Origin of the sequence: Azospirillum sp. Sh1, assembly GCF_008365135.1 — a bacterium.
GTDB lineage: Bacteria > Pseudomonadota > Alphaproteobacteria > Azospirillales > Azospirillaceae > Azospirillum > Azospirillum oryzae.
In genome coordinates this window covers 12113-23423 of the sequence record NZ_VTTK01000037.1, presented here as the reverse complement: position 1 = coordinate 23423, position 11311 = coordinate 12113, and the positions used below count along the sequence as shown (strand labels likewise).

Below are 11311 nucleotides of genomic sequence, written 5' to 3'. Positions count from 1 at the left end.
CCGATGGCGGGCTCCACCTCAGCCGCCGATGGCGGACTGGGCGCGGGCGGCGCGGTGCAGCGGCGGCGCCGACAGGGAATAGAGGTTGGCCGAGATCTCGCGCACGGCCTCGCGCATCTCCTCCAGGAAATTGGGCTGGCCGTTGCGGACGATGTGGGGGGTCAGGCCGGTCAGGCTGACGGCGGCGACCAGCCGGCCATCGGGATCGAACAGCGGCATGGCGATGGCGGCCAGCCCTTCGATCACGTCGTCGACCGCCACCGACCATCCGCGCTGCCGCACCTCCTCCAGTTCCATCGCCAGTTGGCGCGGGTCGGTGGTGGTGTGGGGGGTGAGGCGCGTGGTTCCGCGCGCCAGCACGCGGGCGACCTCCGCCTCCGGCAGATAGGCCAGCAGCACGCGCGGCGCGGCACCGCAATTCATCGGCAGTTGCCCGCCGACGATCCACCAGCGCACCTCCACCGAGCGGTCGCTGTGGAACTGGTCGAGACACACCGCCGATCCCTCGTGATAGACGGACAGGAACACGGTGCTGCCGGTGGTCTTCGCCAGCCGCGACAGGATGGTGGAAGCGATCTGGCGCAGGTCGCGCCGCTCCGGCACCGCCCCCGCCAGCTTCAGAATCTCCAGCCCCAGGCTGTATTTCTGGCTCTGCGGGTCGAAGGCGACGAAGCCGTCCTGCACCAGCGTCAGAAGGATGCGCCGGGCCGTCCCCTTGTCGAGCTTCGCGGCGGTCGCGACCTCCGTCAGGGTCAGGGTCGGCCCTTCCTGATAGAAGCTGCGCAGCACGGCCAAGGCCCGCGACACCGCGCGGACGCTGAGACCGTTCTTTTCCGTGCCCTGATCCGCGCCCTGGTTGTCGTCCTGTTCGGTGTCCATACGCTCAAGCCCCTTATGGATGTCCCGCGTCTCGAGTCCAGGCGGAAGCCCTGCTGCCCGGCACAGCCGACGGAGGGTGGCGGAACCGCCCTCATCCCGTCGCGGTAGCAGCGCGCGGGTAGCATTGAAGGCCCGCGCCCACTTGCGCAACCCCTTTCCGCCATCTCCACCGCAGTCCACCGTCCGTGTCAAACAGTGACACCATTTTTGCCTGTTGACACCGCAGAGCGCAAATGGTTTCCTTAGCCAACAAACAGAACAAGCGCGCCCCACTGCCTCTGCGGATGGCGGGCGCCCCATGTTCCGGCCCGCCGCTGTCCCCCGTTTTTCCGGACCGGCCGCCGGCACCCTGCACGAGGGGAGGACAATGCACACCATCGCCCTGGGTGCGTTCACGGTCACGCGGATCGAGGAAATGCTGACGCCGGGTTTCGATCCCGGCTTCCTGTTTCCGGCCTATGACGAGGCGATCCTGACCCGGAACCCCGAACTGGCCGAGCCGAACTTCCTCGACCCGGCATCAAAGCGCCTGATGTCGAGCATGCACAGCTGGCTGATCCGCACCGGCCGCCATGTGATCCTGGTCGATACCGGATGCGGCAACCACAAGGAGCGCCACACGCCGGGCTTCGAGCGCTTCCACATGCTGGACAAGCCCTATCTGCGCCACCTCGCCGAGGCCGGCGTGCGGCCGGAAGACGTGACGCTGGTCATCAACACCCATCTGCACATCGACCATGTCGGCTGGAACACGCAGCTGGTCGACGGGCGCTGGGTCCCGACCTTCCCCAACGCCCGCTACATCTACGGCGCGCAGGAGTTCGAGCACTGGCGCAGTCCCGAGGGCGGGCTGATCGGCATGCCGGGCAACGGGCCGGTGATGGAGGACAGCGTGCTGCCGGTGTGGGAAGCCGGACAGGTGGACCTGATCGAGGACGGCGACAGCATCCTCGACGGCCTGTCGGTGGAGTTGGCCCCCGGCCACACCGCCGGCCAGATGTTCGTCCGGCTGGAGTCGGACCGGCACGCCGCCTACTTCACCGGCGACTGCCTGCACCAGCCGATGCAGGTGGCCCGCCCCGACTGGAACAGCCGTTTCTGCGAGGATCAGGCGCAGGCGGTGGCGACCCGCCGCCGGCTGCTGGACCATGCCGCCGACCGTGGCGCCCTGGTCTTCCCTGCCCATTTCGGCGCTCCCCACACCGGCTATGTGCGCCGGACGGCCGAGAATTTCCGGTTCGAGCCGCTCGCGGCCTGATCAAATCAGCCCGATCCTACCCGAAAGGGACATCCCCATGAGCATTGCCGCCCTCGACGGCCCGGCCACGCTGCTCGACACCCTGCGCACGGCCCTTGGGCCCGACGGCCTGCTGGATGACGAGAAGAGCCGTAACTTCTACGCCAACGACGTGTTCTGGCAGCCGGGCATCGCACCGCTCGCCATCGCCCTGCCGCGCGACCGCGATCAGGTCGCCGCCACCGTGCGCGCCGCCCATGACGCCGGGGTAGCGGTTGTGCCGCGCGGCGGCGGCATGTCCTACACCAAGGGCTACCTGCCCGAAGGCCCGAATTCGGTCGTCATCGACAGCCGCCGGCTGAACCGCATCCTCGATCTCGACACCGACAGCCTGTATGTGACGGTGGAGACCGGCTGCACCTGGGCCGCGCTGAACGAGGCGCTGGAGGGCACCGGCCTGCGCACCGGCTATTGGGGGCCGCTGTCGGGCATCAACGCCACCATCGGCGGCGCCCTGTCGCAGAACAGCGCCTTCTTCGGCTCCGCCCTGCACGGCACCGTGGCGGAAAGCGTGCTGGGCGTCACCGTGGTGCTGGCCGACGGGCGCGTCGTCACCACCGGATCGGGCGGGCGCGTCGGAACCAAGCCCTTCACCCGCTCCGGCGGTCCCGACCTGACCGGCCTGTTCCTGGGCGACAACGGCGCCATGGGCTTCAAGGTGGCGGCGACGCTGCGCCTCCACCGCCGGCCGGAGCACACCGATTTCCTGTCCTTCGGCTTCGCCACCATGCAGGCGATGGCGGCGGCGCAGGTGGAGATGGCGCGGGCGCGCTGCGTCTCCGAAGGCTTCGGCATCGACCGCACCAAGGTCGAGCATTCGGCCAGCGTAAACAAGCTGTCGGACGGGCTGAAGACTCTGGGCAATGTGGCGAAGGCCGGCAAGTCGCTGTTCCAGGGCGCCAAGGAGGCGCTGAGCGTCGCCACCGCCGGCACCGCCTTCCTCAAGGAGCACAACTTCACCCTCCATCTGGTGGTGGAGGGGCGCAGCGAGACCCAGCTGCGCGAGGCGATGCAGACGGTGCGCGAGATCGGCGCCCGCCACGGCAAGGAGATCGAGAACAGCGTGCCGAAGGTGATGCGCTCCAAGCCCTTCGGGCCGGTGCGCGGCATGCTGGGACGCGAGGGCCAGCGCTGGGTTCCGATCCACGCCATCTTCCCGCTGGGCGACGCCGACAAGGTGGTCGCCGCCAACGACGCCTTCTTCGCGGAGAAGCGCGGCTTCATGGAACAGCACGGCATCATCTATTCGGTGATGACCATGACGGTCGGCAACGACTTCTTCCTTGAGCCGGCCTTCTACTGGACCGACGAGATCACGCCGCTGCACGCCGCCAGCCTGGGCGACGAGGTGGTGAAGCCCTGGCGCGACCGCCCGGCCAACCCGGCGGCACGCAACGCGGTGGCGGAACTGCGACGCGCCACGCAAGAGCTTTATTGCAGCCTGGGCGGCGTCAGCTGGCAGGTCGCCCGCGACTATCCGTTCCGCGAGATCATGACCCCCGAAACCTGGTCGCTGCTGGAGGGCGTCAAACGCGCCGTCGATCCGCAGGGGCTGATGAATCCCGGCTCCCTCGGCCTCGGCCGCTGAGGACCGGGAGCGGAGACATCCACGCCATGGGCTACACCATCACCGAGAAGATCCTGGCACGCGCGGCGGGGCTGCCCGCCGTCCGCGCCGGACAGGACATCAAGGCGAAGCCGGACTTCGTGCTGGCCTACGATTTCCCCGGCTACACCGACGTCTATTTCAAGACGATGAAGGAGGATTTCGGCATCGAGCGGGTGGCGGAGCCGGAACGCTTCGGCATCTTCATCGACCACATGGTGCCGACCGCCACCGCCAAGGAGGAAGAGCTTCACATCAACACCCGCAACTGGTGCGCGGAGAACGATGTGCCGCTGTTCGAACGGCACGGCATCGGCCATCAGGTGGCGGCCGAGGTCGGCTATGCGACGCCGGGCGCCTTCGTCGTCCATTTCGACGGCCATGTCAGCCAGCTCGGCACCTTCGGCACCCTCGCCATCGGTCTGCGCCGCAACGTGATGGAGGCCTTCGTCAGCGACACCGTGTCGATCCGCGTGCCCGACACCGTGCGGGTGAACCTGCGCGGCAGCTTGCGGCCCGGCGTGATGGCGCGCGACGTCTTCCATCATCTGGTGCGCCGTCTGGGGCCGAGTTCCTGCCGCTTCCAGGTGCTGGAGCTGGGCGGCCCGTCGGTGGCGGCGATGTCGACGGAGGGGCTGCAGACCATCACCGGCCTTGCGATGTTCACCGGCGCCCTGACCGCCATCGTCAACCCCGACCCGGTGCGGCTGGACTACGCCCTGCCCCGCGCCCGCAAGAGGCTGGAGCCGGTGTCGAGCGACGCGGACGCGCATTACTCCGCCGTTCACGACATCGACCTGTCGGAGCTTGAGCCGATCGTCGTCGTGCCCCCGACCCCGGCGGACACCCGCGACCTGACCGAGTTCCTCGGTCTGGAGATCAATGCCGGCTATCTCGGATCCTGCGCATCGGGCCGGCTGGAGGATCTGCGGGCGGCGGCCAAGGTGCTGGAAGGCCGGCGGGTCAAGACCGGCGTCTCGCTGCACATCGTCCCGACCAGCCAGGAGCTGATGGCGGCGGCGGCGCGCGAGGGGCTGGTGTCCACGCTGGTGGAGGCCGGCGCCTTCGTCTCCTCCCCCAGCTGCGATTACTGCTTCGGCCGCATCGCGACGATGACGGCAGGCCAGCGCGCGGTGTCCACCGGCACGCTGAACGTCCGCGGCCGGATGGGCAGCCCGGACTCCGAGATTTACCTGTGCAACGCCGCGGTGGTCGCCGCCTCCGCCATCGAGGGCCGGATCGCCGATCCGCGCCCCTACCTGTGAGGCCGGCGATGAGCGAAGCCACACTGCAAATGCCGGCGATGAAGGGCCGCGTCGCCTTTATCTTCGACGAGGTGAATTTCGACGTCGACCAGATCGTCGGCGTCAAGAACATCAAGATCACCGACGTGGCCGAACTGGCGCAGCTCGCCATGCAGAGCTACGACCCGGATTTCGCCAAATCGGTGCGGCCGGGCGACCTGCTGGTCGGCGCCGACAATTTCGGCTACGGCCACCCGCACTATCCGCCGATGAAGGCGATGCGTCATCTCGGCATCGCCGGGGTGATCGCGGAGTCCTTCTCCCCCGGTTATTGGCGCGGCGAGGTCAGCATGGGCTTCCCGCAGGTCAGCTGCCCCGGAATCCTCGGCTTCGTCCAACGCTGGGACGAGATCGAGGTGGACTGGGCGGCGGGCGTGGTCCGCAACCACACCCAAGGCACCGAAATTCCCTATGAGCCGCTGCCGCAGGCGGATGCCGAGATGATCGAGGCCGGCGGCCTCGTCCCCTTCCTGAAGCGGCAGGCGGCCCAGCAACGCGAACAGAAGGACCATGCCAATGTCTCGGGGCTCTGAATTCCGCAACCGCGTTTTGGCGCAGAAGACCGTCTGGTCGGCCGGCGCCTATGACGCCCTGTCCGCCCGCTTCATCGAGGCGGCCGGCTTCGACGCGCTGATGACCTCCGGCTTCGGCGTCTCGGCCTCCTTCCTCGGCCAGCCGGACGCCGAGCTGTACACCATGTCGGAGAACCTCACGGTGGTCCGCAACGTGGTGTCGGCGGTCAATGTCCCGGTCATCGCCGACATCGACACCGGATACGGCAACGCCATCAACGTGATGCGCACGATCCGCGAGTTCGAGGCGTCGGGCGTCTCCGCCGTCATCATGGAGGATCAGGTGGCGCCCAAGCGCTGCCCGATCTGCGTCGGCGGGGTCGAGGTGATCCCGATGGACGAGGGCGTCGCCAAGATCCAGGCGGCGGCCGAAGCCCGGCGCGATCCCAACATGCTGATCATCGCCCGCACCGACGTGGTCGATCCGGCCGCCGCCATGGAGCGCGGGCGCGCCTATGTCGCCGCCGGCGCCGACATGATCCAGCCGATCAGCAAGTGCTTCAAGGACATCGACGGACTGCGCGCCATGCGCGAAGCGGTCGGCGTGCCGCTGTCGCTGCAGCTGCTCGGCTGGCTGGAAAAGCTGTCGGCCGACGAGGTCGAGGAGGTGGCCGGCATGGCGACCTACGCGTTGGTGCCGCTGATGACCGTCGCCTCGGCGCTGAAGGAGAATCTGGCGGCGCTGGCCGAACGCCGCTCCACCCGCGATTTGCCGCGGCCGGTGACCGACCACAACAGCTTCATCGACTTCATCGGCTTCCCGCAGATCGAGGAACTGCAGAAGCGCTACCTGAAGACCGCCTGACGATCCTTTGCCGGCGGGCACCACCCGCCGGAACCAAGGGCCAACCAAAAGTCGGCCGAACAAAAGACGGCCAGGCAAAAGACGACCAATCCACGGAGGAACCCCATGTTCGGTAGGCGCACTCTCCTTGCCGCCGCGGCGGCCCTGGCCCTGGCCATTCCCGTTGCCGTCACCACTGGCGCTCAGGCGCAGCAGCCTCCGGTCCGCATCGCCGTCATCGGCCCGATGAGCGGCACCGGCGCCTTCGAAGGCCAGCTCGGCCTGGAAGGCGCGCAGGCGATGGCCGCGGTCATCAACGCCAAGGGCGGCGTCGCCGGCCGCAAGCTGGAACTGCTGACCTACGACGACAAGGGGTCCCCCGAGGACGGCGTCAGCGCCGCCAAGCGGGCGATGGAGCAGGACAACGTCGATATGATTATCGGCGGCTGGTTCAGCGCCGTCGCCCTGTCGATGAAGGAAGTGACGCGCGACAAGATCATCACCGTCATGACCAGCTCCCAGCACCCGAAGGTGACGGAGGAAGGACACAAGTACCTGTTCCGCCTGAACGCCACATCGGCGATGATGTCGGAGTTCTATTCGAAGGCGATCTGCGACCGCATCAAGCCCAAGTCCATCGCCTTCATGAACGTCAACGACGACTGGGGCCGGCTGGAGCTGGAGAACTACACCAAGCTGCTGACCGCCTGCGGGATCGAGGTGAAGGGGCACGAGTTCTACAACCGCACCGACACCGACTTCACCACCGCCTTGACCAAACTGAAGTCGCTGATCGCCGACGCGATCTATGTCGCCGCGATCAACACCTCGCAGGGCGCGACGATCTACCGGCAGATCAAGCAGACCGGCTATCGCGGCAAGGTCATCGCGTCGGCCGGCAACATGAACCCGAAGCTGGTCGAGCTGTCCGGCAATTCGCTGGAGCAGGTCTACTCCGCCTCGCCCTTCACCGAGGACGGCAGCGCCCCGTCGCTGAAGCCGTGGCTGGAGGAATATCGCAAGGATTACAAGAACGACCCGTCCTTCATCGCCGCGCTCGGCGCCCAGGCGGTTCAGGTTCTGGCCTTCGGCATCGAAGCCGCCGGCGGCGACCCGCGCGCCTACGACAAGATCGCGGCCTCCCTGAAGTCGCAGTCGGTCCCGACCGTGATGGGGGAACTGCGTTTCTCCGACAAGGGGCAGGCGAGCCAGGCGATCCATCTGGTGCAGGTGCAGAAGAAGCAGATCGTCAGCGTCCGGGACTGAGCGGCCGATCGCGAAAAGCCCTCTCCCGTCCCGGGAGAGGGAGGGGACCCACGAAGTGGGGAGGGTGAGGGGGAGCCCAAGAATCCGGAAGCGCATGGTTCCTTGGAGCACCCCTCACCCTTCCCACCGCTTCGCGGCGGGCCCCTTCCCTCTCCCGGGGCGGGAGAGGGGGACTCCCGACAGGAAGAATCGACATGGATTTCATCGTCTTCGCCCAGCAGATCGCGAACGGCCTGGTCAACGGGATGGCCTATGTGCTCATCGCCACCGGGCTGACGCTGGTCTTCGGGGTGCTGCGCATCGTGAATTTCGCCCATGGCGAGTTCTATATGCTCGGCGCCTACATCACCTATTTCGTCGGTACCCTGCTCGGGCTCGACTACATCGCCGCGGCGGCGATCTCGGCCGTGGTGGTGGCGGGGCTCGGCGTCGTCGCCAACAAGCTGATCTTCTGGCCGCTGCGCCGCGACCATGAATTCACCATCCTGCTGTCCAGTTTGGGTCTGGCCCTGCTGATCGCCAACGGCGGCGAACTGCTGTTCGGCGCCGACCCGAAATATGTCGAGAGCCCGTTCGCCGACGAGGTGCTGGACATCGGCACGGTGACGCTGACCCAGCAGCGCGTCCTGGTCTTCGCCGCCGCGGTGGTGGCGCTGGTCGCGGTCTATCTGTTCATCCGCTATTCGCGTTTCGGCAAGATGATGCGGGCGACGGCGCAGAACCCGGACGGCGCGGCGCTGACCGGCATCAACATCGGGCTGGTCCACACCTACACCTTCGCGCTGGCCTGCGGGCTGGCGGCGCTGTCGGGCGCGCTGGTCGGCCCCACGGTGATGATCTTCCCGACCATCGGCAACTGGGCGGTGCTGAAGGGCTTCATCGTCGTCATCATGGGCGGTCTGGGCAGCGTCACCGGCGCCCTGTTCGCCGGCCTGCTGCTGGGCGTCATCGAATCGCTGGGCGGGGGCTACATTTCCCTCGGCTTCATGGAGGCGATCGGCTACGCGATGATCATCGCGGTCCTGCTGTGGCGCCCCAACGGCCTGTTCAGCACGGCGCGGGGTCTGCGATGAACACCAACACAAACGGGCATTCCCTGGGCCAACCCCTGGCGCAGCCTTTGGCCATTGGCGGCGGCGTGGCCGCGCTGGCCGTCCTGCCCTTCCTCGCCGGCAACGCTTATCTGGAACATCTGCTGGTGCTGTGGATGCTGTATGCGCTGCTGGCGCTCAGCCTCAACATCGTCATCGGCTATCTCGGCGAACTCACCTTCGGCCATGCCGCCTTCGTCGGCGTCGGCGCCTATACCTCCGCCATCCTCTCGACGCAGCTGGGATTGCCGCCGCTGCTGGGTCTGCCGCTGGCCGGGCTGGTGGCTGCACTGTTCGGGCTGGTCATCGGCTATGCCGCCCTGCGGGTGGTCGGTCCGCAGTTCGCCATCCTGACGCTGGGCTTCGGCGCCATCCTGTTCACCATCACCAACCATTGGGTGGACCTGACGCGCGGGCCCATGGGCATCACCGACATCCCGCCGATGGCGATCGGCCCGCTGGCCTTCGACAGCGCCCGCCCGACCTATTATCTGGTGCTGGCGCTGGTGCTGGCGACCGCCTGGCTCTGCCATGCGCTGGTCACCAGCCGCACCGGCCGCGCCTTCCTGGCGGTGCGCGAGAATGCGCCGCTGGCGGCCTCGCTCGGCATCAACGTCTTCCACACCAAGCTGCTGGGCTTCGTCGCCGCCACCGCCATCGCCGGCATCGGCGGCGCCATCTACGCCCACTATATCCGGGTCATCACCCCCGACATCATGGGCGTCCACAATGTCGCCGCCCTCATCATCGTCGTCATCATCGGCGGGCGCGGCACCATCCTGGGGCCGATCCTGGGGGCGCTGGTCTATATCGGCCTCCTGGAATCGCTGCGCGTCGCCGGTCCGCTGCGCATGGTCATCTTCGCGGCCCTGCTGACCGGGACGGTCGTCTTTCTGCCGGGCGGGCTGGTCAGCCTGTGGCAGCGCTGGCGCAACAATACCCACAAGTCGGAAAACACCCAGCCGGCGGCCCCCACCAGTTTGCCCAGCGCCGAGGGAGGTGCGAAATGAACCCCGCCGCTCAAGAAATCCCGGCAAAAGAGATTTTGGCGGTCAGCAACCTGACCCGCATCTTCGGCGGCCTGACCGCGGTGCGCGACGTCACCATGACGGTGCAGGCGGGCGAAGTGGTCGGGCTGATCGGGCCGAACGGTGCCGGCAAGACGACGCTTTTCAACATGCTGGGCGGCTCGCTGCCGCCGTCGTCGGGCAGCATCCGCTTCGACGGCACGGACTGCACCGGCGCGCCGTCGCACGTCATGGGCCAGCGCGGCGTGTCGCGCACCTTCCAGATCACCAGCCTGTTCCCCAGCCTGACGGCGCTCGACAACGTGCGCAGCGCCGCCTACCGCACCACGCGGACCGGCTGGGGCGCCGCCATCCTGCGCAACGCCGCCTACCGGCGGGAAGAGGCGGAGCTTCGGCGCAAGGCCATGGAAATCCTGGCCTTCTGCGACCTGGACCACCGGGCCGACACGCTGGCCGACGCCATGTCCTACGGCGAGCAGCGCCGGCTGGAGATCGCCATCGCGCTGGCCGCCGAACCGCGCCTGCTCCTGCTCGACGAGCCGGCCGCCGGCATGAACCCGGAGGAGGGCCAGCGGCTGGTCGAAATGATCCGCCGCATCCGCGCCCGCGGCGTTACCGTGCTGCTGGTCGAGCACCACATGCGCGTGGTCGCCAGCGTCTGCGACCGGCTGGTGGTGCTGGACCATGGGGTGAAGATCGCCGAAGGGGCGCCGGCACAGGTGCTGAACGACGCGGAAGTGATCCGCGTGTATCTGGGACGGGAGCCGGTCGATGCTTAAGGTCGAAGGTCTGAAGGTCCGCTATGGCCACCGCGAGGCGGTCCACAATGTTTCGCTGACCGTCGAGGACGGCGAACTGGTGACGCTGGTCGGCTCCAACGGCGCCGGCAAGACGACGACGCTGAAGGCGATCTCCGCCCTGCTGCGGCCGAGCGGCGGGACGATCACCTTCGACGGCGAGCGCATCGACCGGCTGGCGCCGCATCAGGTCATCGAACGCGGGCTGGTCCATGTGCCGGAAGGCCGCCAACTCTTCCCCGAAATGACGGTGCTGGAGCATCTGGAACTGGGCGCGCTGCGCGGCCGGCCGGGCAGCATGGGATTCGCCGAGCGGCTGCGCTGGGTCTACGAGCTGTTCCCCATCCTGGCCGAACGCCGCACCCAGAAGGCCGGCACCATGAGCGGCGGACAGCAGCAGCTGGTCGCCTTCGGGCGCGGGCTGATGGCCAACCCGAAATGCCTGATGCTGGACGAACCGACCCTGGGGCTGGCGCCGATCATCGTCGACACCCTGGCCGACACCATCAAGAACCTTCACGGCGCCGGCATCACCATCCTGCTGGTCGAACAGCGGGTCGATCTGGCGCTGCGACTGGCCGACCGCGCCTATGTGCTGGAGACCGGGCGGGTGGTGATGGAGGATTCGGCCAAGACCCTGCTCGCCGATCCGCGCATCAAAACAGCCTATCTCGGGCTGTGACAACC

The 11311-nt window shown here is 67.8% G+C and carries 11 protein-coding genes; 10 read left to right on the top strand and 1 reads right to left on the bottom strand.

The annotated features are described in order from the left end of the window. Positions 1–18: 18 nt before the first annotated feature. Positions 19–879: an IclR family transcriptional regulator gene (locus tag FZ029_RS26725; protein ID WP_149272705.1), complete on the bottom strand. Its 861-nt coding sequence runs from the start codon at positions 877–879 to the stop codon at positions 19–21. Positions 880–1246: 367 nt separating this feature from the next. Here FZ029_RS26725 and FZ029_RS26720 point away from each other — a divergent pair, with 367 nt between their 5' ends. The 10 genes from FZ029_RS26720 to FZ029_RS26675 all read left to right on the top strand — a co-directional run bounded on the left by FZ029_RS26720 (position 1247) and on the right by FZ029_RS26675 (position 11306). Next, complete coding sequence (locus FZ029_RS26720) at positions 1247–2137, top strand: MBL fold metallo-hydrolase (protein WP_149272704.1); 891 nt, start codon at positions 1247–1249, stop codon at positions 2135–2137. Between the two features lie 37 nt (positions 2138–2174). Then, positions 2175–3764 carry an FAD-binding oxidoreductase gene (locus tag FZ029_RS26715; protein WP_149272703.1) on the top strand — a complete coding sequence of 530 codons (1590 nt, stop codon included), beginning with the start codon at positions 2175–2177 and terminating at the stop codon, positions 3762–3764. A 26-nt stretch (positions 3765–3790) separates the two neighbouring features. Beyond that, a complete protein-coding gene (locus tag FZ029_RS26710; RefSeq protein WP_149272702.1) occupies positions 3791–5047 on the top strand; it encodes an aconitase family protein in 1257 nt (418 codons plus the stop codon). Positions 5048–5055: 8 nt separating this feature from the next. Further along, positions 5056–5619: a 3-isopropylmalate dehydratase gene (locus FZ029_RS26705; protein WP_247892515.1), complete on the top strand. Its 564-nt coding sequence runs from the start codon at positions 5056–5058 to the stop codon at positions 5617–5619. Continuing rightward, positions 5603–6463 carry an isocitrate lyase/PEP mutase family protein gene (locus FZ029_RS26700; RefSeq protein WP_247892514.1) on the top strand — a complete coding sequence of 287 codons (861 nt, stop codon included), beginning with the start codon at positions 5603–5605 and terminating at the stop codon, positions 6461–6463. The genes FZ029_RS26705 and FZ029_RS26700 overlap by 17 nt, the downstream gene beginning before the upstream one ends. Before the next feature lie 105 nt (positions 6464–6568). Beyond that, positions 6569–7708 (top strand): ABC transporter substrate-binding protein, encoded by a 1140-nt coding sequence (locus tag FZ029_RS26695; RefSeq protein ID WP_149272700.1) that lies wholly within the window; start codon positions 6569–6571, stop codon positions 7706–7708. 194 nt (positions 7709–7902) lie between these two features. After that, positions 7903–8781, top strand: coding sequence for a branched-chain amino acid ABC transporter permease (locus FZ029_RS26690; RefSeq protein ID WP_149272699.1), 879 nt, complete (start codon positions 7903–7905; stop codon positions 8779–8781). Beyond that, a complete protein-coding gene (locus tag FZ029_RS26685; protein WP_149272698.1) occupies positions 8778–9809 on the top strand; it encodes a branched-chain amino acid ABC transporter permease in 1032 nt (343 codons plus the stop codon). The genes FZ029_RS26690 and FZ029_RS26685 overlap by 4 nt, the downstream gene beginning before the upstream one ends. Beyond that, positions 9806–10606 (top strand): ABC transporter ATP-binding protein, encoded by an 801-nt coding sequence (locus tag FZ029_RS26680; RefSeq protein WP_149272697.1) that lies wholly within the window; start codon positions 9806–9808, stop codon positions 10604–10606. The genes FZ029_RS26685 and FZ029_RS26680 overlap by 4 nt, the downstream gene beginning before the upstream one ends. Then, complete coding sequence (locus FZ029_RS26675) at positions 10599–11306, top strand: ABC transporter ATP-binding protein (RefSeq protein WP_149272696.1); 708 nt, start codon at positions 10599–10601, stop codon at positions 11304–11306. Before FZ029_RS26680 ends, FZ029_RS26675 begins: the two co-directional genes overlap by 8 nt. Positions 11307–11311 lie beyond the last annotated feature (5 nt).